Genomic DNA, 20,828 nt, shown 5'->3' with positions numbered 1-20,828 from the left:
GTCACGGTCAGTCCTGGAGCTGATCCCGTAGGTCCCGCATGAGCGCGGTGACCGCGTCGAACCGGGGATCCCTGACCAGGCTCACCTTGTCCATCCATTTGTTGATGGCCGAGATGTAGGGTCCATAACTGGCCTTGCGGGAGATCGCCTTGTTCTTGGCCTTTGGCGGGGCGGCGGTGGTGACAGCGCCGCGCGCGGCCGGGAAGACGCCTTCGAACGCGCTCTTGAACTCCTCCGGCGAGCTGTGCCAGGCGCGTCTGAGCGTGGCCTCGTCCGGCGCCGACAACCGGTTGCGGGCCAGCGAGCCGGTCTGCACCCAGTGGATGATCTCCGCCCATTCCGGCTCGGTCAGGTCGAACTCGTTGGCGTCCGACTGCGGCGTGGCGTCCGGTCCCAGGCGCGCGAACCTGGCCTCGAGCGCCATCTTCTCGGCCAACGCCTCGTCCGCGAACGTCCGGGCAAGAGCCCGCATTTTGTCTGTGGCGTCCGGCCGGTGCTCCGGTGCCGCGCTCCGGTCGAGCGCGTAGCCGAGTCGGGGTTCGACGGACTTGGCCTCCGGGCTCACCTTCGCCAACTGTTCGTTGTCGGTCGCCTTCGCGTAGCGCAGCAGCGCCTCGTATCGTTTGCGGAGCCTCTCCGGCGCGTCCTTGGCGAAGTCGGCCCAGTATTTCTGCTGCTCGTAGCCGGGTGGCGCAGCGATCGCGAAGTGCTCGAATCCAGGCAATCTGCCGTTGCTCCAGGTGTGGAACCGATCGAAGCGTTCGCTGGTCCGCTCCTCAAGGTACATCGTGGGGATGCCGAGCAGGGCGGGACCTTCGAGCGCGCCACTGATCATGCCGACGCTCTTGAGCTCCGGACATTGCCGGGCCAGTTCGCCATAGAGGGCCAGCTGGGCAATTCGGGAAGATGGAAAGACACTCTTCCATTCGTCCCTGCTCCAGAACTGTGCCAGGTTCGGCGTGGTGTCGAGGCCGATGTCGTCCCCGGCGGCCACCGGCGTGTACCCGACCCCCCGGCAGCGCCGAGCGAGTTCCTGCCAGGTGTCGAGTGGAACGAAGTGGTGCGCCTTCGCGGCGGTCTTGGCGCCCTTCTTGGCCCACAACAGCACATATTTCGTCTTGGGCTGGAAACCCCACTGAGCCAGGAGTGCGCCAAGGAGTGTCAACTTTTCGGCGTCGTTGTCGAACGTCCAGTGCGCACGGACGCTGGCTCGTACGGTCTCCGCACCCCGCTCCTGAAGATGCTGCCCGACGGTGGCGGTGCCCCGGCTTCCCCACTGGTAGAGCGGGTAGGACCGGCGCCGTACGGCCCGGTCCAACCAGGCCGGCCGGAGCGGGCCGGGCTGCGCCCCACGCGACCACGCCTTGAACTCCTGGTACGCGAGATCCGCCGGTTTCGCCCCCGGCTTCTGCGTGTATCTCTGGTGCAGTACCTGATGGATCCGGACGTTCTCCGGAGGGATCTTCGAATCGAGGTAGAACGTGCGGATCTCCGCCGCCCGCTGCGTCGACTTCGGGTCGTTGTCCGCGAGGATCACCACGCCGGCGGTGGGGTCGAGGATGAGGCTCGCGGCGATCGAGAAACGGTCGCCGCTCATCTTGTAGGTCTGGACGAACACCTTTCCCGAGTTCTTCAGCATGCCGTAGCCGTGTTCGGCGGCGTCATTCTGGCGCCTGGTGAACGCCTCGGACTGCTGGTACGCGGTGAAGTCCCTATCGAGGTTGGCGAGGTCCGGGCTGAGCCGGCCGAACCCGTCTCGGCTTGCCTTGTCGACACCACGCAGCGCCAGTCGATCGCTGATCGGCAGATACCGCCACAGCGCTGCGCTGGCGGCCTCGGTGTTCCGCAGCCGATACAGCGGGCTCATGCCCGTTGGTCGCGACGCGTTCTCGGACTGGTTGCTCTGCGAGCGGCTCTTCGGGGGCACTGCTTCTCCGCTCGGTGTGGTCGATGGTTCGATAGCGTGCCGTGCGGCGGGTCCCGCCGCAAGCGCACGTACCCTCGCCCGGTGGACGACCGATGGGCCGACTTCGCGACATGGCTGCGGCCGCAGGTGTACGAGCATGTGCCGGCGGCCCGGGTGGCCACCGTCGCCGCCGCGTTCGGGCTGAGTCCGTTCGAGACCGACCTGCTGTTGCTCTGCGCCGCCGTCGAACTGGACACCGGCGCCGCCGAGCTGTGCGGCGAGGCCCGCGGTAGCGCCGGACCCAGTCTGCCGACGTTCGACCTCGCCCGGGCGGTCCTGCCGGCGCCGCACTGGAGCGCGATCGGGGCCCAGGGGCCACTGCGGCACTGGGAGCTGATCGAGTTCGGCGCGGGCGACACGCTGGCCGGACGTCCGCTGCGGATCAGTGCCCGGATCCTGCTGCACCTGCTCGGTGTCGACCAGCTCGAGGAGCGGCTGCTGCCCCTGCTCACTGTGTTGCGCCCCGATCCGGCGGTCCCGCCGCCTGCCACGGCGCGCCGGCTCGCCGCGTGCTGGGCCGGCACCCCGGACAGCCTGGTGCAGCTACGGGGCGCCGCCGAGGAGGAGACCCGGGCGATCGTCGCGGCGGCCTGCGCGATCGTGGGCGTCGAAGGGTACGCGCTGACCGCGCCGCCGGCCCCGGAGTTCCCGGCCCAGCGGTATACCTTCGCCAGGTTGTGGGAACGTGAGGCGCTGCTCTCCGGTCGGGTGCTGCTGGCCCCGGACGGCCTGGTCGCGACAGGTGTCGCCGACTGGCAGCGGGGTCGCCCTGGCGCGGTCCTCGACGTCCCCGCACCCAGCCCGGACGAGCAGCGGACGGCCTGGCGGTCGGCGCTTGTGGACAGCCAGCTCACCGACCGGCTGGTGTCGACCTTCACCCTCACTCCGGCGATGATCCGGACGGTGACGGAGCAGGCCGCAGCCACCGGTGAGCAGGTGTGGCAGGTCTGCGTCGTCCGCAACCGACCGCAGCTCGACGGCCTGGCGCAGCGGGTACCGACGGCGGTGACCTGGGACGATCTGGTGCTCGCCCCGGCACAGCAGCGGAGCCTGCGGGCGATCGCGCGGCACGTGCGCCAGCGCAGCCGGGTCCACCACGGCTGGGGCTTCCCCGGATATGGTGTGAGCGCGCTGTTCACCGGCAGCAGCGGCACCGGCAAGACGATGGCCGCCGCGGTGCTGGCCAACGAACTCGGCCTGGACCTGTACCGGATCGACCTCAGCGGAGTCGTCAGCAGGTACGTCGGGGAGACGGAGAAGAACCTCGGTCGGGTGTTCGACGCGGCGGAGACCTCCGGTGCGGTGCTGCTGTTCGACGAGGCCGACGCGCTCTTCGGGCGCCGGGGCGAGGTCCGCGACAGCCACGACCGGTACGCCAATATCGAGGTCAGCTACCTGTTGCAGCGGATGGAGACCTACACCGGGCTGGCGGTGCTCACCAGCAACCTGCCCGACGGCATGGACGAGGCGTTCCGGCGGCGACTGCGGTTCGTGGTGCGGTTCCCGTTTCCCGACGCCGCGCTGCGCGCCGAGATCTGGCGTCGAGCCTTCCCGCCCGGCACCCCGACAACCGCACTCGATCTCGATCTGTTGGCAAATTTGCAGGTCGCTGGCGGCGGCATCCGCAATATCGCGCTCGGGGCGGCGATGCTGGCCGCCGAGGCCGGCGAATCGGTAGGCATGCGGCATCTGCGCGACGCCGCCCTCGACGAGTCCATAAAGGACGAACGGCCTATCGTGGCGGCCGAGATCCGTGGCTGGGCAACGGAAAACGGCTGAACAGCGCAGACACGGATGGTGTTGCCACGGGCGTCGGGTGCGGCTACGGTCTGTCCAGGCTGTTCGCCCCTTGACTGCTCCCTTGAGGGAATCCTTTATGCCAAGTGCGCCCACCTTTCCTGGCGTCTCGATCAGGGAAGACGCCTCGGGAGTGCGCTCCATCAGCGGTGTCAGCGCATCGGTGACCGCCTTCGTCGGCCGCACGGTCTGGGGCCCGGTCGACACGCCGGTGGTGGTGGACAATTTCGGGGAGTTCGAGCGCTCCTTCGGTGGGCTGTCGATCGATGCGCCGTTGGCGTACTCCGTGCGGGCCTTCTTTCTCAACGGCGGTGGCCGCGCCGTGGTGGTGCGGGTCTTTCGCCCGCCATCCACCGGCGACGGGGTGGCGCAGCTGACGGTCGGCGGGCTTCACCTCGCGGTGCTGCATCCGGGTGCCTGGGGTAACGACGTCACCGCACAGGTCGACACCGAGGGCATCACCGACGACATCGCCGAGCGTTTCGGCGTGCCGGCGGAGCACCTGTTCAACCTGACGGTCACCGGGCGTGGTGTGACCGAGCGGTTCACCAACCTGACCGTGGTCGATGGTTCCCGCCGGGTCGATCGGGTGCTGGCCCACCAGTCCCGCCTGGTCCGGGTGGACGCGGACCTGCCGACCACCACCCCCACCGCCGAAACCCCGGCCGAGTCCGCCGCGAGCGGCACCGGGACCCGCACCAAGGCCGCCCGGACGCGGGCCGCCGCGCTGGCGGTGGCACCCACGCGTGCCACCGGGGGCGACGACGGCGGCAAGCTGACCGGCGCCGATCTCGTCGGCAGCCGAGCCACGAAGACCGGCCTGTACGCGCTGGAACACGTCGACCTGTTCAACCTGCTGTGCATTCCGCCGGACACGCTCGACGGTGACACCCCGTTGGCGGTGTACGCCGAGGCGATGGCCTACTGTGCCAGCCGGCGCGCCGTCCTGCTGGTCGATCCACCCGCCGCCTGGGACCCGCTGACCGATGCCGGTGAACTGCTCACCACGCTCGCCGGCCCGGACGCCCGCAACGCGGCGGTCTACCATCCTCGGCTGGTCCAGTCCGATCCGCTGCGTGGCGGCGCGCCGGAGACCTTCGCGCCCAGCGGCGCGGTTGCCGGCGTGATCGCCCGCACCGATGCCCAGCGTGGCATCTGGAAGGCGCCGGCCGGGCTCGACACCGCCCTCGTCGGGGTGTCTGCGCCGGCGGTGTCCCTCACCGACGGCGAGAACGGTCGGCTCAACCCGCTCGGCATCAACTGCCTGCGCGCGGTGCCCAACGCCGGCGTGGTCGTCTGGGGCACCCGTACGCTGCGCGGCGCGGACCAGCTCGCTGACGAGTACAAATACCTCCCGGTACGCCGGCTGGCGCTGCACCTGGAGGAGAGTCTCTACCGGGGCTGCCAGTGGGCGGTCTTCGAGCCCAACGACGAGCCGCTGTGGTCGCAGTTGCGGCTCAACATCGGGGCCTTCCTGCACCAGCTGTTCCGGCAGGGGGCGTTCGCCGGCCGCTCGACCCGGGAGGCGTACTACGTCAAGTGCGACAGCGAAACCACCACCCAGGCTGATGTCGATTCGGGCGTCGTCAATGTCGTCGTCGGTTTCGCGCCTCTCAAGCCGGCCGAGTTCGTGGTGCTGACCATCCGCCAGGCCGCCGGTCAGTTCGACGCCTAGCCGCGTCGCGACACCGCCCACCGGGACACCACACTCATTCGTGACAGGAGACGGCAATGGCGCAGTTCACCGTCAACGCGCAGCGCTTCGACCCGTACAAGACGTTCAAGTTCCGGGTGAAGTGGGACGGCCGGTACGTCGCCGGTGTCACGAAGGTCGGGGCGCTGCGGCGGACCACCGAGGTCATCAGCCACCGCGACGGCGGCGACCCCAGCACCGAGCGCAAATCGCCGGGGCACACCAGATACGAGCCGATCACGCTGGAGCGTGGGGTCACCCATGACCTGGAGTTCGAACGGTGGGCGAACAAGGCCTGGGCGTACGGCGGAGGACTCGGTGCGGAGACGTCCCTGGGCGACTTTCGTAAGGACCTGATCATCGAGGTCTACAACGAGGCCGGGCAGGTGGTGCTCGCCTACCACGTCTACCGGTGCTGGGTTTCGCAGTACGTGGCCCTGCCGGAGTTGGATGCCCAGGCCAACTCGATCGCGATCCAGTCGATCCAGTTGGAACACGAGGGCTGGGAGCGGGACGAGGCCGTGGTGGAGCCCGCCGAGCCGAGCCTGCCGGCATGACCGGTACGCCCGCTGATCGGCTGGGCCTCTGGGAGGCAGTGAGCGGGGCCGGACCCCTCGATCGTGATCTGGCTCTGCTGCGCGCCGCCCACCCGGACGCGGAACCTGCTGCGCTGCGGCGGATCGGCGTCGGCCGCCGCGACGAGGCGCTGCTGCGGTGGTACCTGGCCGTCTACGGTGACCGGCTCGACGGCGCGTTCGACTGCACCTCCTGCGGCGAGACCGTGGAGATCTCCCTTGCCGTCACCGACCTGATCACCACCGGTGCGGGTGCCACGCCGGACGACGACGCGCTGACCGTCGAGGTCGACGGCTACCGGCTGCGGGTGCGGCCACCGGACACCGACGACCTGGCCGCCGCCCGGATCGGCGGTCGGCACACCCTCGCCGCGCGCATCGTCACCGCGGCTGGCAACGGGCAGCCGGTCGCGGTGACGGATCTTCCGGCGGAGGCGCTCGACGCGGCGCTGCGCGCGCTGGCCGAGCATGACCCGCTGGTGGACCCGACCCTCGCCGCCACCTGCCCGTGGTGTCAGGCGCCCTGCGACACCCTGCTCGACGCGGGTGCCTTTCTCACCGCGCGGCTGCGGATCGACGCCCTCCGACTGCTCTCCGACGTCGACACGTTGGCTCGGGCGTACGGCTGGAGCGAACCGGACATCCTGGCCCTGTCCGATCGCCGGCGCGAGGCGTACCTGGAGTTCGTGCGATGACCGACCTGCTCGACCGGCTGCTGGCCCGGGCCAGGGGAGAGGTCGCGTCGCTGCGCCCGGTCGCCGCGCGGTTCGCCGTCGGCGAGCGGGAGCCGATCGCCGACCTGGCGCTCACGGACCAGTCCACCGACCCGCTGCCGCCCGCGACCACGCTGTCGAGGAATGCCGCGCCGGTCCCCGAACCGCTGCCGCCGAGGACCGTGGGCCCGCTGGCGGTGCGCGAATCCGTGCCGCTGCGCCCTGCGCCGGCGGGGACCAGCGCCGAGGCGGCCGGTGCGGCGGGCCCGGCTGCCGCACCGGCGGTTCCCGATCCGGTGCGGTTTGTCGCGGTGCCGACCGCCGCGACGGCCGCCCCTGACAGCCACGCACCGCTGGAGCCGGCGATCCCCGACGCTGATGTCACCGCCCGGCCCTCCTCGGCCGACCGCCCGACAGCTCAGCTGGACCGGCCGGCGACGCGGCAAGGTCAGCCGGTGCGGCAGCTGGGCCGGCTGGCGACGCCGGAAGGCCAGCCCGCGCGGCAGGTGGACCGGCTGGCGACGCCGCAAGGGCAGCCCGCGCGGCAGCTGGGCCGGCTGGCGTCGCCGGAAGGCCAGCCGGCGCGGCAGGTGGGCCGGCCTGGTTCGACGCAGTGGCCCGGCGGTGAGCAGCAACCGGCACAGCCGGTGCCGGGACGCCGTGACAGCGGGCAGCCCGCGCCGGTCACCGTCCGGCTGACCGTGGACCGGGTCGAGGTCCGGCTGCCGGCACCGGCACCGGCACGTCGGGAGAGCAGTCGGGAAGGTCGCGAGCGCCGCGACAGCCGACCCGGGCGGCGTCCGGAACTCTCGTTGGACGAATACGTCCGGCATCGTGAGGACCGGCGGCCGTGAGCAACAGTCTGGCCGTGGCCGCCACCACGCGGGTCCTGCAGAGTCTCGTGCAGGAGGCCGCGAGCCGCGCTGTTCCTGGGGTCAGCGTGCTCACCCGTCCGCCGACGAAGGCCGCCGACGGGGCCGCCCAGGGCACCTCGATCCACGTGTTCCTGTTCCAGGTGATCCCAAATGAGGTGTGGCGCAACGAGGATCTGCCCACCCGTACCGCCACCGGTCAGCTGCGTCGTCGGCCCCGCGTCGCTGTCGACCTGATGTATCTGTTGACCTTTCACGGCGATGAGGCGGCGCTGGTGCCGCAGCAGATGCTGGGTGAGGTGCTGACCGCGCTGCACCGCGAACCGCGACTGACCCCGACCGTCATCCGGGCGGCACTCGCGGCCGACGGCCCCGACGGGCCGTTTGCCGGGGCCGACCTGGCCGACCAGGTCGAGACGATCACGTTGAGTCTGCAACGCATGTCGGCCGAGACGCTGTCGAAGCTGTGGTCTGTGTTGTTCCAGGCACCGTACGCGCTGTCGGTCTTCTATCAGGCCTCGGTGGTGGTGCTCGATGCGGACGTGGCCACCGCACCGGCAACCCAGGTCGCTGCGGACGGCGTCACCGTCACGGTCCGGGCGGGGGACGCGCGGTGACAATCGTGGAGATCAAGTTGGGCACGCTGGTGCTCGCCGGCGGGTCACCCGACGAGGTGCCGGAATTGCTGTACGCGGCCGAACAGGCCCTCGCCGACCTGCTCGCCGGGCGTACGGTGGACCGGGACACCACCGCCGGTGCGATCGCCGGTGCGCTGGCCGACCTGCTGCCCGACTTCGTCCGCACCGGAGCGCGCGCATGACGGGCCCCGGTCAACGAACTCGGCGCGGCGCTGTGGTGGCGCTGGACTCCGGCAATCCGCTCGCCTCGGTCATTGCCTTCCAGTACAACCCGAGCCAGTTGCACCGGACCCTGACCCCGCGCACCGCCGACACCGAGGGCGAGCGGTCCGAGGCGTTGCGGCTGGCGGGTCCACCGCGCGAGTCGCTCACCCTGGAGGTCGAGATCGACGCCGCCGACCAGCCAGCCAACGGCCCCGCCGCGGCGGGTCTCGGCGTCCATCCGATCCTGGCGGCGCTGGAGATGCTGCTGTATCCCAAGAGCGCCACGATCCTGGCCAACGCGGTGCTGAACCGGCTCGGGTCCATCGAGATCGTCGCGCCGGAGGCGCCGCTCACGCTCCTGGTGTGGGGCACCAAGCGGGTGCTGCCGGTACGCCTGACCGCGTTCTCGGTCCGCGAGGACGCCCACGACGCCGAGTTGAACCCGGTACGCGCCACTGTCTCGCTCGGCATGGACGTGCTCACCTACCAGGATCTGCCCGGCACGAACCTCGGCCACGGCCTGTTTGTGGCGCACCAGGTCGCCAAGGAACTGCTGGCCACCTCCTTCGGTGCCGGCGCGACCGCGGCAGCGCTGCCCACCCCGCTGCCGACATGGAGGTGAGGAACCCGATGTTCGACGAGCACAGCCGGTACGTCGGCCTGCCGACCGCCGAGCTGACGCTGCCGGACGGGCGACGGGTCAGATACGTCACCCGCCGGGTGCTACCGTCCGCCGCGACGATCCCGGCTGTCGGCGAGGTCGTCACCACCGGCGGCGACCGACTCGACCGGCTCGCGGCCAGCGCGTTCGACGACCCCGTCCAGTACTGGCGGATCTGCGACGCCAACGATGCGGTCGACCCGGCCGAGTTGCTCGCCACGGTCGGCCGGCGGCTGCGCCTGCCGCACCCGGATCCGTACGCCTGATGCGCCTCGGGGTAAGGCTTCAGCTCCTACTCGGCGCGCCGATTCCGCGGCCGGCGACATCGGTGGTGACCGAGTCCCTGGACCGGGCGGAGATCGTCTGTGCCGAGCACGGTCCGGCCGCCTTCCAGCTGCTCTTCAAAGCGGGCCGGGGTGGACCGGGCGGCCGCACGGATCAGCGGCTGCTGCGGGAGAACGGGCTGGCCGCCCGGTCCCGGGTGGTGCTTGTCGTCCAGCTCGGCACCACGTCGTCCGTGCTTGTCGACGGCATCATCACGCACCGGGAGTACGTGCCGGGCGACCGTCCCGGGGCTGGCGTGGTCGCGGTGACCGGAGACGACCTGACCGTGGTCATGGACGCCGAACAGCGCATCGAGGCGTACCCGGCGATGGGTGACGCGGCGATCGTCGCCGCGATCCTGGCCCGCTACGCCCGCCATGGCATCACCGCGCAGGTGGTTGCGCCGGCCGTGGCGGACCAGCCGTTGCCCGATGAGCGCCTGCCGGTCCAACACGGCACCGACCTGGAACACCTGGTGCTGCTCGCCCAGCGGGCCGGGCACGTGTTCACCCTGCGCCCCGGGCCACAGCCGCTGCGCAGCGTCGCGTACTGGGGTCCGCCGGCCGGGCTGGCGGGACGACCGCTGCCCGCGCTGAGCGTCGCGACCGGGACCGCCGCCGACATCACCAACGTGACGTTCCGACATGACGGGCGGGAGCCGGTACGGGTCAACGGGCACCTGCAGGACGCGGCCAGCGGCCGGGTCGTGCCGGTCGGCGCCGCGCCGCCGACGCGGTCGGCGCTGGCCCGCCGACCGGAGCCAGGCTGGCGTACGGTGCTCGCCGGTGACCTTGGCGGTCTCGACGCGGGTGCCGCGTCCGGACAGGCTCAGGCGATCGCCGATGCGTCCGCCCGAAGCGCGGTCGTGGCCGAGGGCGAAGTGGACAGCGCCGGGTACGGCGCCGTGTTGACCCCACACCGGCTGGTGGGCCTGCGTGGCGCCGGCTGGGCGTTCGACGGTCTCTACCGCGTGCAACGGGTCACGCACGTGCTGCGCCGCGGTGCCTACCGGCAGCGGTTCCGGCTCGCCCGGCCCGGCACGGAGTCCACCACCCGCACCGTCGATGGAGGGCAGCGCTGATGCCAGGTCGGTTCCTCGGCAAGTTCCGGGGCACGGTTACCGACACCCGCGACCCGTTGGGTGAAGGCCGGATCCAGGTGTCGGTGCCGGAGGTGCTCGGCGAGCATGCCAGCTGGGCCCTGCCGTGCGTGCCGTACGCCGGTCCGGGGGTCGGCCTGCTCGCGGCACCGCCGGTGGGCACGCGGGTGTGGGTGGAGTTCGAGGCGGGCAGTCCGGACCGGCCGATCTGGGTCGGCTGCTTCTGGGGCCGGGGCGAGTACCCGACCACCGTGCCCGCCCCTGCCGGCGTAGTGCTCCGAATCGGCGAGGTCACCCTGGTCACTGTCGATCCGCGAGCGCAGGGCCCGGCGCCCGTCCCGGCCGCCGCCGACGGCACGCAGACCACCGAATTGACCCTCACCGGCGGGCAGACCGTGCTGTGGCAGGGCGGCCAACCGGCGTTGACCGTCAACCGGGAGGTGGCCTCGCTGACTCTGGCGAATCTTGCGGCGACGCTGTCGGCGACCCAGGACACGGTGGTGCTGCGCAACCGGGACACGAGCGTGGCGCTCTCGGCGACCACGGTCAGCATCAACGACGGCGCCCTGGAGGTGAGCTGAGGATGAGCGATCCGGTGTTGACGACCGCCACGCCGGTGCAGTGCGCGCACGGCGGGCGGGCGGCGACGGTGTCGAGCGTGACCCGGGTCCGGGTGGCGGGGACGCCGGTGCTGGTGGCCGGTGACCCGGTGACGGTCGCCGGCTGCCCGCTGCCAACGCCGCCCAACGGCCCGGGGCCGTGCGTGTCGGCGCAGTTCACCTCCGCTTCGGCGCGGGTCCGCGCGCAGGGCCGAGCCGTGCTGCTGCACAGCAGCACCAGCGTGAGCGCCCCGGCCGGCACGCCGCTGGTTGTCGGCGTCGGCCAGCCGCGGGTACGGGCGGTGTGACGTGCATCTGGCGCACCCGTTCGCGGTGGATGGTCGGGGACGCACCGCCGAGGTGGACGACGACGCGTACCTGCGGCAGCTGATCGAGTTGCTGCTGTTCACCCGCCCCGGCGAGCGGGTCAACCGGCCGGACTTCGGCACCGGCCTGACCGCGCTGGTGTTCGAGCCGAACGGGGCGGAGTTGCACACCGCCGTGCAGTACCTGGTGCAGGGCGAGTTGCAGCGGTGGATCGGCGACCTCGTCCAGATCGAGGAGGTGCTGGTCAGCCACGACGACGAGGTGCTGGCGGTCACCGTCACCTACCTGGCGGTCCGGCACCGCCAGCGGCAGGTGCTCACCGTCCGTGGGCCGGCATGACGGGGCTGGACAGCGCGTACGTCGATCATCTGGCGCGCGACTACCGGAGCGTACGGGCGTTGTTGCTGGACCGGCTGGCAACGCTGCTACCCGACTGGCACGATGACAACCCGGCCGACCCGTTGCAGACCGTGGTGGAGGTGCTCGCCTACGCGGCCGACCAGTTGGCCTACTTCCAGGACGCGGTCGGCACCGAGGCGCACCTGAGCACCGCCCGGCGTCGGGTCTCCGTCCGCCGGCACGCCCGTCTGCTGGGCTATCCGATGCACGAGGGCTGCAACGCGCGCGTCTGGGTGCAGGTCATCGTCGACGACGGTGAACCGGTGCTGGTCCCGGCCGGCACGCGAGTGTTGACCCGGGTCGGCGTACACACCGCGCCGGTGCTGGCCGACACTGTGGTGCCCGCCAGTGGCGTGACGGTCTTCGAAACCATCACCGATGCGGTCCTGCATCCCGGGCCAGCCCAGTTCGCCCTGCATCTGACCGGCGAGCTCGCTGGTGGTGACGCTGCTGGTGGCCCGGCCCCCGCACTCGCCGCCGGGGCGACCAGCGCCCTGCTGCGCGGCACCGGCCTCGGGTTGACCGCCGGCCAGGTGCTGCTGCTGCGGGCCGCAGGTGACCAGGACGCGTTCGCGGTTCGCCTCACCGCGGCCGAGCCCGACGCCGCGCCGGTGGACGGCACCGGGCTCACCCGGATCACCTGGCATCCCGATGATGCGTTGCCGGCCGCGTTGCCGTTGGCCGGGGGTGCCGTGGCGATCGGCAATCTCGTTCTCGCCGATCATGGCCAGCGGGTCCCGGCCGAACTGGTGACCGGCAGCGGAGCGCGGCTGTCACGCACCGGCCTGACCTGGTGCCAGCCGTTACCCGTGGACGCGGACCAGCAGCCCGCCTCCGGCCTGCTACGTCAGGATCCCGCCCAGGCCGGTGCCGCACTTGCCGTCGCCGATGCGCAGCGGACCTGGCAGCCGAGGCCGGACCTGTTGGGCAGTGACCGGCTGGCGGCGCATCTGGTGGTGGAGATGGAGCAGGACGGCACTGCGGTGTTGCGCTTCGGCGACGGTGAGTATGGCCGCCGGCCCGATCTGCCGCTGTCGGCCAGTTACCGGGTCGGCAACGGTGCCGCTGGCAACATCGGGCGGGACGCACTGGTCCACCTGGTGCCCGGCCCCGGGGTCGACCTTCGGCGGGTGGTGTCGGTCGGCAACCCGGTACCCGCCGTCGGCGGGACCGATCCGGAGCCGATGGGGCAGACCCGACTCGCGGCCGCCCGGGTACCCCGGCAGCAGAGCCGCTGCGTGGTCGAGCAGGACTACGTCGCCGTCGCCGTGGCCCACCCGCAGGTTCGCGCCGCCGCCGTCACCCTCACCTGGACCGGCAGTTGGCACAGCGCGGTGGTGGTCGTGGACCGGCAGGGCGGGCAGCCGGTCGACCCGGCGTTCCGTGACGAACTGCTCGCCTGGTTGGCGCCGTACCGGCTGATCGGCACCGAACTGCAGATTCGCGGCCCGCTGCGGGTGCCGGTCGAGCTGACCGTCGAGTTCGGCCCGGCCGTCGGGCACCGACCCGACCAGGTGAGTGCGGCGGTGCACGCCGCACTCACCGAGACCACCTTCGCCGACCGGGGCATCGGCGAACCTCTGTACCTGAGCCAGGTCATCGCGCGAGCCGCCGCCGTGCCGGGGGTTGCCTGGGCCGACCTGCGCCGGTTCGGCCGCCGTGGGCAGCCCGATCCGGGCGAACTCGACACCGGTGTGCTGCAACCCGGCCCGTACGCGGCACTTGAGCTATCGGCCGCCGCCGTCACGGTCCTGACCACCGGAGAGCCGTCATGAGCGAGCGTTTGCGCCGGTTGCTCGATCGGCTCGCCGAGCAGCCCGCGCTCGCCGCGCTCACCACCCGTGATCCACGAGATCCGGCGATCGCCCTGCTCGACGCGTGGGCCCGCGCCATCGACGTGGCCGCCTTCTACCACGACCGGATCGCCGAGGAGGGCTACCTGCGCACCGCGCGGGAGGACCGGTCGGTGATCGAGCTCGCGCGGGGGGTGGGCTACCGCCTGCGGCCCGGCCTCGCGGCCGGCGCGACGCTGGCCTGCACCGTCGCCAGCCAGGATGGGCAGCCCGAGCGGGTCACCATCGCGGCCGGCACGGCGGTCCGGTCCGTACCCGGCCCGGGTGGGCAGCCGCTACCGTTCGAGACCACCGAGGATCTCGACGCCCACCCCGCGTGGAACCTCCTGCCGATCACGTCGCCCGGCCCAGCATCGCTGCCGGCCGGCACCGTTCGGTTCCGCCTTGCCGGCCCGGCCACCATCCGCGCCGGCGAGCCGCTGCTCATCGTCGGCGGCGGGCCGCAGCACCGGTACGTCTGCCTGGTGACCCGCGTCGCGGACCAGGTCGTCGACCTGCAGAGGCCATTGTCCACGATGGACATCTCCGAGCCGGTGGCGCTGCGGTTGCCGGCCCGGCTGCGCCTGTACGGCCACGACGCGCCACCGCCGGCCAGCGGGGAACTCGCGGCGCTGCGGGCCCAATACGGGCAGACCTGGGTCGACCTGGATCGGGTCAGCGGCGACGCGGCAGTGGGCCGCTGGCTGGTGCTCAGCGGCGAGCCGGGCACCGGCGTGTGGCCGATCAGCGGCGTGGACACCGTTACCCGCTCGGACGCCGGCCGTACCGCCCGGGTCAGCCGGGTGCGGCTCGGTGTCAGCACCGCCACCCTTGCCGACTTTCTCGGTGCCCGTACCCGCAGCACCGAGGTGCTGCTCTCCGGCGAAGCGTTGCCGTTGCCCGGCGCGCCCATCACCGGGGCGCGACTCACGCTCGCCGCGCCGGTGCCGCCGCTTCCTGCCGGTCGGCTGCTGGTGCTGCGCGGCGGCGACGACGGGGAGACCGCTGTCGTCGCCGGCATGCCGGACTCCGGCACGCTGGTGCTGACCGCGCCGCTGCGGGGCCGTTACGAACCGGCGACGCTTCAGGTGTACGGCAACGTGGTCCTCGCCACGCACGGTGAGACAGTGGACGAGGTGCTCGGCGACGGCGACGCCACCGCGAACGCCCGGTTCACCCTCGCCCGGGCGCCACTGACCGCGCTGCCGGCACCGACCGGGGACGGCAGCGCGCCGGCCCTTGTCGTCTCGGTCGACGCGGTGCCGTGGCAGCGGATCGACGACCTCGCCGACGCCGGCTCGACCGACGAGGTGTACGTGCTGCGCCGCACCGGCGACGGTGGGGTCGAGGTGGTGTTCGGCGACGGCACCCACGGGGCCCGGCCGGGCAACGGGGTCAACAACATCACCGCCCGGTACCGCTGCGGTATCGGCGCGGCCGGGAACGTTCCGGCCGGCGCTCTCACCCTGCTCCAGAACCGGCCGCCGGGTCTGCGGGCGGTGACCAATCCGTTGCCCGCGACCGGCGGCACCGACCCGCAGACCGGCATCGCCGCCCGACCCCACCTCAGCGGCCCGGTCACGGCCGCCGACCGGCTCGTCTCGGCCGCCGATGTGGACCGGTTCGTCCGCGCGTTCGCGGGCATCGCCGCCGCCCGGATGGCCGTACTGGCGGCTGCCGGCCAGCCACTGCTGCACATCACCGTCGTCGGTGCCGGCGGGTTGCCGGTGCCGGCCGGCTCTGTGCTGCACACCAGCCTCAGCCGGGCGATCGCGCAGCGTCGCGCGCCGGGGCCACCGATGCACATCGGGTCCTACCGGCCGGTGCCGGTCACGATCGACGCCCGAGTGCGGGTGGACCCGCGACATGCCGCCGCTGCCGTGCGGGCAGACGCCGAGGCGGTGCTGCGGAACGCGTTCGCCCCCGGCCGGCGCGAACTCGCCCGGGACGTGCACCGTGGCGAGCTCGTCGCGCTGCTGCACGGCGTGCCCGGCGTCGTTGCCGTCGATCCGACCGGCCTGCCGCCGCACACGGTGACCTGTGCCCCCGCCCGGTGGGCGCACGGAGCGGTCCAGCCGGCTCAACTACCCGTGCTCGCTGCCGTCAACGTGTCCACCGTGGAGGCATAGATGCCGACGGAACGACTGTACGGCCTGCTGCCGGCCGTCCACCGCGAACGCGACGCGGCCCTCGGTGGCACCTTGCGCGCCCTGCTGGCGGTCCTGGAGACCGAACTTGTCGCCGCCGAGGAGCGACTCGGTGCGCAGTATGACGACTGGTTCGTCGAGACCTGTGCGCCCGAGGTGCTGCCTCGGATCGCCGAGTTGGTCGGCCTCGACCCCGCCGCGCTTCCTGTCGACCGGACCCGTGCCTTCGTCGCCGACACCGTGTCCCGGCATCGCCGCAGGGGAACGACCGCCGCCTTGGCGCAGGCGGCGGCTGCGGCGACCGGTTGGCAGGTCCGGATAGTGGAGTACTTCGGCCTGCTCGGCATGACCCAGCACGTCGGTCACCCGCGCGTCGGTAGCGGTGGCACCGTCGACGTGCGGGACACCGCCGCCCTGGACCGGCACGGCGGCCCGGAGGCGAGCCTGGCCACCCGGCCCGACGTACGCCGGATCGGCAGCGGCCGGGGCCGCCACAACGTGCCGAACGTGGGCGTGTTCGTCTGGCGCGGCGAGACCTTCACCGCCGGACCGGTCGAGGCCACCCCGGTCCCCGACCAGCCCGGCGTCCGGCTGGTCCATCCCCTCGGCATCGACGCCGAGGTGACCGCCGTCGAGCTTGTCGACATCGACGGCGGTCCAGCACCCCTGGTTGACCTTGATCAGGGCCGACTTACCTTCACCGGGGCTGCGCCGACGCGCTGCCGGATCCGGTACCGCTACCGGTCACCGGGTCGTATCGGTGGCGGACCGTATCGGCGAGACGTCGCCGCCGCCACCAGAACCCTCACCGACGCCACGTCACTGCTCACCGCACTATCCACGCTGGACGGCACGCTGACCGTCGGCGGGGACGTCGTGCTCGATCGCGACATGACGGTCACCGCCGCGGGTACGGGTGACGTCACGGTGACGGTGCAGGCCGCCGACGGCAGCCGACCGACCCTGCGGGGCGCGCTGCGGATCAGGGCCGGTGCCGGCGTACGGGTCGTGCTCGACGGGCTGCTCATCGGCGGGCCGGTCACGCTGGACGGCGCGGGTCAACTCGTGCTGCGGCACTGCACCGTCCCGGCCGGCGTCACCGGGTCACAGCTGCTGCTTGAGAGCACGGTGAGTGGGCCGGTACGGCAACCCGACGGCAGCCGCCTGGCCGCCACGGACAGCGTGCTCGCCGAGGGCACCCTCGACGTCGCCGAACTCACCCGGGTCACCGTGCTCGGGCCGGTGACCGCGGGGCGACTCACCGCGATGGAGTCGATCTTCGCAGTGGATCCCACCGCCACCGAGACGGTCACCCTTCGGTCCTGCGTCGCCCCGGCCGGTCTCGGCCGAACGCCGCGTTTCCGCGCCACCAGGTACGGCGCATGGGGATACGCCGACCCGGCCCCCGGCGAGCGGGCCGACATCGGCGCGTACGCGGGCAGCCGGCGCACCCACCACGACGCGGCCCTACGTGCCGTCGTGGACGAGTACCTCCCGTACGGGTTGGAGGCGGGCATCATCGATGTTCCGTGAGCTGAGGAGCGAGTGCGGATGAAGGGCGACTTCTCACGGCTGACGTGGGACCGGCGCAGACGCTACGCGGGCGTGCTGATGCAGCAGGGCCGCCTGCAGCTCGACGCCGACTGGAACGAGCAGGTCGACATCGGTGCATACCGGTTGGAGTCGGCGATTGCCGACGTCGTCGGCCACAGCGGCGTACCGGGCCGTACCCCTGACGGGTTCCGCATCGAGCTGGTGGGTGACCTGCGCCAGGCACCGGTGCTGCGGGTCGCACCGGGCCGGATCTACGTCGCGGGGCGCGCGCTCGACAACGACGCGCCGCTCAGCCTGCCGGTGCTCGACCTGCTGCCCGACCTGTCCGACTACGACAACCTCTGGGCGGCTGTCTATCTGGACACCTGGCAGCGGCACGTCACCGCGGCCGACGATCCGGCCCTTCGCGAGGTGGCGCTCGGCGGGCCGGACACCGCCACCCGCGTGCAGCACGCTTGGCGCATCGGCAGTTCCATCCTGCCCTTCATCAACGATTACCCGGTCATCGGTCCGGGTTGGCGACCGCCGGTGCCGAACCTGAGCACCGGGCTGCTCGACGCCCGCGCCGACCTCGACCGGCCAGTTCAGGAGAACCAGCTCTACCGGGTGGAGGTGCACTCGGTAACCGGGCAGGACGTCCGTTTCACCTGGTCGCGCGAGAACGGTGCGGTGACCGCGACCGTCTCCGACGTCCAGTCGGCCACCCGTACCCTCACCGTCGGCAGCGTCGGCCGGGACCGGCAACACGGCCTCGCCGAGCGGCAGTGGATCGAGCTCGTCGTGGACCCGGACAAGCGTGGCCCGGTCGTCCAGGTGGAACGGGTCACCGACGGACAGTTGGTGGCCACCGCAGCGAGCTGGCCCTGGACGGGGAGGCAGGCACCGGCCGTGCGATTGGTGCGCCGGTGGGACGGAGCAACCGGGCTGGTGACCGCCACCGGCGGCTGGCAGCCGCTGGAGCAGGGCATTCAGGTGCGTTTCGCGCCCGCGCCCACCGGCGCCGCAAGCTACGTGCCGGGGGACTACTGGCTGGTTCCGGCCCGCGCGGCGACCGGCGGCATCGAATGGCCACCGGGACCGCAGCCAGCACACGGTGTGCGGCACGAGTACGCGCCGCTCGCGGTGATCACCCGCGACAGCGAGTGGAGGTGGTCGCTCGACGCCGACGTCCGGGTCGAGTTCGGGCCACGTCCGAGCAGCGGAGCGGTGACCGGAAGAAATCTCCAGGCGACGTCGGTCAGCGGGACGTCGGCCAGGCAGGCGGCCGCGAGTGGCCCCACCCCCCTCGCGGTCGGCGCCGAGAGCCTGTTCGGCAGCCCGACGGCACCTGTCGACACCACCGGGTACGGCTCCCTGTCGGTGTCCGGGGTGCTCTCCGCACAGGGCCTCGACGTTCGCCGGGACGCCGTCGTTCAGGGCCCGCTCAGCGTGGGTGGGTGGCTCGCCGTCGGCGGGGCCGAGCCGCCGACGTTCACCGCGCTGCACATCACCCGGGACGACGGCGCAGGTCCGCTCGTCGGCCTGACGGGCCGCTTCGACCTGCGGACCGTGGCCCGGGAGTTGGCCGCGGCACCCGCCGGTACCACGGTCATCGCCGGCCAGTCCCGCGATGGAGATCCGCAGCAGGTCTACCTGTTCTGGCGCGATCACACGGGCGCGCTCTGGGGGACGGCGTTGGCCCAGGATCCGGCGATCACGGCCAGCCTGCGTACGGCAGCCAAGGGGCGGCCATGACCACCGAGGATCCGTTGCGCGAACGGTTGCAGCACCGCCTGGTGGCGCTGCGCGACGAGTACGCGGCGGGCCAGCGGGCGCTGGCTGACCTGGAGCAGCGGCAGGCTGCCCTGCATGAGACGGTGCTGCGGATCAGCGGAGCGATCCAGGTGATCGAGGAGGAGTTGGGCGAACAACCTGGCCAGAGTGGTTGAGGGTCGGTAGGGCGGGCGGTGCGCGGCGGCGGGCGGTGGTCAGGTCGCGTCGTAGCGGTCCTGATGCGCGGCCACGTCGTCCCGGTGCCGCTCGGCCCAGAGTTTGAGCTGATGCACCGTGTGGTGCAGCGAAAGTCCGAGTGCGGTGAGTTCGTACGAGACGGTCACCGGGACCGTCGCGGTCGCGGTCCGGGACACCAGCCCGTCCCGCTCCAGAGACCTGAGTGTCTGCGAGAGCATCTTCGGGCTCACCCCGGCGAGCACCCGGGCAAGTTCCGAATACCGCATGGGACGTGCGTCCCCGGCACAGTCCGGACCGCTGCCGAGAGCGGAGAGGACGAGCGCCACCCACTTGCCGGAGACTCGGCCGAGGATCTGGTGGCTCGGGCAGACCGCCAGGAAGGCGTTGTACTGCGCCTTCGCGTCGGCCTTCCGCTCCGCGGCGGTCCTGGTGGTCACCTGTCCTCCTCCTGTCAGGTAGCAGCTCACTTTAAAGTAACTACTTTCCAAAAGGTAGCGGCCCGTCGAAGCTGGTGCACGACCATCCGGTCCGTACGGCACATCGAGAGGGCTTCTGTTCATGAGCGCGACCACACCCGACCTGCCCGGTGGCACCTGGACCCTTGGTGACACCACAGTCACCCGCTTCGGCTACGGCGCGATGCAACTCGCCGGCCCCTGGGTCATGGGGCCACCGAAGGACCACGACGCCGCCCTTGCGGTGCTGCGCGAAGCGGTCGACCTCGGCATCACCCACATCGACACCGCCGAGGCGTACGGGCCCCGCGTCGTCAACGAGCTGATCCGGGAAGCACTGCACCCGTACCCCGAAGACCTCCTCATCGCCACCAAGGTCGGCGGGCGGCGGGACGCCGAGGGCGGCTGGCCGACCGCGCGGCAGCCGGACGAGCTGCGTCAGCAGATCGCCGACAACCTGGAGACCCTCGGCGTCGACGTCCTCGACCTGGTGCACCTGCGCCTCGGTAACGCGCAGGGTCCCGTCCCCGAGCCCATCGGCGCGGCGTTCGAGACGCTCGTCGACCTGCAACAGCAGGGCGTCATCCGGCACCTCGGTGTCAGCAACGCCACCGGCGAGCAGGTCGCGCAGGCCCAGCGCATCGCCCCGATCGTCTCCGTGCAGAACATGTACAACCTCGCCGTCCGGCACGACGACGCCCTGATCGATCGGCTCGCCGCCGAGGGCGTCGCGTACGTGCCGTTCTTCCCGCTCGGCGGCTTCAGCCCGGTGCAGTCGGACACCCTCACCGCCGTCGCGACCCGGCTCGGGTCGACACCGATCTCCGTCGCACTGGCCTGGCTGCTGCGTCGATCGCCGAACATTCTCCTCATCGCCGGCACGTCCTCGGTGGCGCATCTGCGCGAGAACATCGCCGGTGCCGGCCTCGAACTCTCCGCGGCGGACCTCGACGAGCTGCACAAGATCGCCGGCTGACACTTCTCCACCCGGATCGTTCGGGGGAAGAGTCCGTAGGGCGGGAC

General features: G+C 71.9%; 21 protein-coding genes. 19 read left to right on the top strand and 2 right to left on the bottom strand.

The window, feature by feature from the left end; genetic code table 11:
* Window positions 1–7 precede the first annotated feature (7 nt).
* Window positions 8–1,867 carry a hypothetical protein gene (locus C1I93_RS10075; RefSeq protein WP_111242977.1) on the bottom strand — a complete coding sequence of 620 codons (1,860 nt, stop codon included), beginning with the start codon at window positions 1,865–1,867 and terminating at the stop codon, window positions 8–10.
* Between the two features lie 141 nt (window positions 1,868–2,008).
* Between C1I93_RS10075 and C1I93_RS31945 the strand changes: the two genes are divergently transcribed.
* From C1I93_RS31945 to C1I93_RS09980, 18 genes are all read left to right on the top strand, one after another.
* Entirely contained in the window at window positions 2,009–3,745 is a 1,737-nt protein-coding gene (locus C1I93_RS31945; protein WP_212808563.1) for an ATP-binding protein, read from the top strand.
* Window positions 3,746–3,926: 181 nt separating this feature from the next.
* On the top strand, window positions 3,927–5,438 hold the full coding sequence (locus C1I93_RS10065; protein ID WP_212808562.1) for a phage tail sheath family protein: 1,512 nt from the start codon (window positions 3,927–3,929) through the stop codon (window positions 5,436–5,438).
* A gap of 56 nt (window positions 5,439–5,494) precedes the next feature.
* A complete protein-coding gene (locus C1I93_RS10060) occupies window positions 5,495–6,013 on the top strand; it encodes a phage tail protein (protein ID WP_111242975.1) in 519 nt (172 codons plus the stop codon).
* Complete coding sequence (locus C1I93_RS10055; RefSeq protein WP_111242974.1) at window positions 6,010–6,726, top strand: hypothetical protein; 717 nt, start codon at window positions 6,010–6,012, stop codon at window positions 6,724–6,726. The genes C1I93_RS10060 and C1I93_RS10055 overlap by 4 nt, the downstream gene beginning before the upstream one ends.
* A complete protein-coding gene (locus tag C1I93_RS31160; protein WP_119663621.1) occupies window positions 6,723–7,598 on the top strand; it encodes a hypothetical protein in 876 nt (291 codons plus the stop codon). Before C1I93_RS10055 ends, C1I93_RS31160 begins: the two co-directional genes overlap by 4 nt.
* A complete protein-coding gene (locus tag C1I93_RS10040; RefSeq protein WP_111242972.1) occupies window positions 7,595–8,233 on the top strand; it encodes a Pvc16 family protein in 639 nt (212 codons plus the stop codon). The genes C1I93_RS31160 and C1I93_RS10040 overlap by 4 nt, the downstream gene beginning before the upstream one ends.
* On the top strand, window positions 8,230–8,436 hold the full coding sequence (locus C1I93_RS10035) for a hypothetical protein (protein ID WP_111242971.1): 207 nt from the start codon (window positions 8,230–8,232) through the stop codon (window positions 8,434–8,436). Before C1I93_RS10040 ends, C1I93_RS10035 begins: the two co-directional genes overlap by 4 nt.
* Window positions 8,433–9,080, top strand: a complete 648-nt coding sequence (locus C1I93_RS10030; RefSeq protein ID WP_111242970.1) for a hypothetical protein — start codon at window positions 8,433–8,435, stop codon at window positions 9,078–9,080. The genes C1I93_RS10035 and C1I93_RS10030 overlap by 4 nt, the downstream gene beginning before the upstream one ends.
* A gap of 8 nt (window positions 9,081–9,088) precedes the next feature.
* Window positions 9,089–9,385, top strand: a complete 297-nt coding sequence (locus C1I93_RS10025) for a hypothetical protein (protein WP_111242985.1) — start codon at window positions 9,089–9,091, stop codon at window positions 9,383–9,385.
* A gap of 65 nt (window positions 9,386–9,450) precedes the next feature.
* Window positions 9,451–10,524 carry a hypothetical protein gene (locus tag C1I93_RS10020; protein ID WP_119663622.1) on the top strand — a complete coding sequence of 358 codons (1,074 nt, stop codon included), beginning with the start codon at window positions 9,451–9,453 and terminating at the stop codon, window positions 10,522–10,524.
* Entirely contained in the window at window positions 10,524–11,123 is a 600-nt protein-coding gene (locus tag C1I93_RS10015; RefSeq protein ID WP_111242968.1) for a phage baseplate assembly protein V, read from the top strand. Before C1I93_RS10020 ends, C1I93_RS10015 begins: the two co-directional genes overlap by 1 nt.
* Before the next feature lie 2 nt (window positions 11,124–11,125).
* A complete protein-coding gene (locus tag C1I93_RS10010) occupies window positions 11,126–11,449 on the top strand; it encodes a hypothetical protein (protein WP_111242967.1) in 324 nt (107 codons plus the stop codon).
* A gap of 1 nt (window position 11,450) precedes the next feature.
* Window positions 11,451–11,807: a GPW/gp25 family protein gene (locus C1I93_RS10005; protein WP_111242966.1), complete on the top strand. Its 357-nt coding sequence runs from the start codon at window positions 11,451–11,453 to the stop codon at window positions 11,805–11,807.
* Window positions 11,804–13,642 carry a baseplate J/gp47 family protein gene (locus tag C1I93_RS10000; protein WP_111242965.1) on the top strand — a complete coding sequence of 613 codons (1,839 nt, stop codon included), beginning with the start codon at window positions 11,804–11,806 and terminating at the stop codon, window positions 13,640–13,642. The genes C1I93_RS10005 and C1I93_RS10000 overlap by 4 nt, the downstream gene beginning before the upstream one ends.
* On the top strand, window positions 13,639–15,828 hold the full coding sequence (locus C1I93_RS09995) for a putative baseplate assembly protein (protein ID WP_111242964.1): 2,190 nt from the start codon (window positions 13,639–13,641) through the stop codon (window positions 15,826–15,828). Before C1I93_RS10000 ends, C1I93_RS09995 begins: the two co-directional genes overlap by 4 nt.
* Window positions 15,829–17,379: a phage tail protein gene (locus C1I93_RS09990; protein ID WP_111242963.1), complete on the top strand. Its 1,551-nt coding sequence runs from the start codon at window positions 15,829–15,831 to the stop codon at window positions 17,377–17,379.
* An 18-nt stretch (window positions 17,380–17,397) separates the two neighbouring features.
* Window positions 17,398–19,134 (top strand): DUF6519 domain-containing protein, encoded by a 1,737-nt coding sequence (locus C1I93_RS09985; protein WP_111242962.1) that lies wholly within the window; start codon window positions 17,398–17,400, stop codon window positions 19,132–19,134.
* Window positions 19,131–19,328: a hypothetical protein gene (locus tag C1I93_RS09980; RefSeq protein ID WP_212808558.1), complete on the top strand. Its 198-nt coding sequence runs from the start codon at window positions 19,131–19,133 to the stop codon at window positions 19,326–19,328. The genes C1I93_RS09985 and C1I93_RS09980 overlap by 4 nt, the downstream gene beginning before the upstream one ends.
* Window positions 19,329–19,367: 39 nt before the next feature.
* Here C1I93_RS09980 and C1I93_RS09975 read toward each other — a convergent pair whose 3' ends face one another.
* Window positions 19,368–19,787, bottom strand: coding sequence for a winged helix-turn-helix transcriptional regulator (locus C1I93_RS09975; protein ID WP_111242961.1), 420 nt, complete (start codon window positions 19,785–19,787; stop codon window positions 19,368–19,370).
* A gap of 121 nt (window positions 19,788–19,908) precedes the next feature.
* On the opposite strand from C1I93_RS09975, the gene C1I93_RS09970 reads away from it, so the two are divergent.
* Window positions 19,909–20,781 (top strand): oxidoreductase, encoded by an 873-nt coding sequence (locus tag C1I93_RS09970; protein ID WP_111242960.1) that lies wholly within the window; start codon window positions 19,909–19,911, stop codon window positions 20,779–20,781.
* Window positions 20,782–20,828 lie beyond the last annotated feature (47 nt).

Origin of the sequence: Micromonospora endophytica, assembly GCF_003236305.1 — a bacterium.
In the GTDB taxonomy this organism is placed as follows: Bacteria; Actinomycetota; Actinomycetes; order Mycobacteriales; family Micromonosporaceae; genus Micromonospora; species Micromonospora endophytica.
Note: the sequence above shows the minus strand (reverse complement) of the source record. Positions and strands in the feature narration are given on the sequence as shown.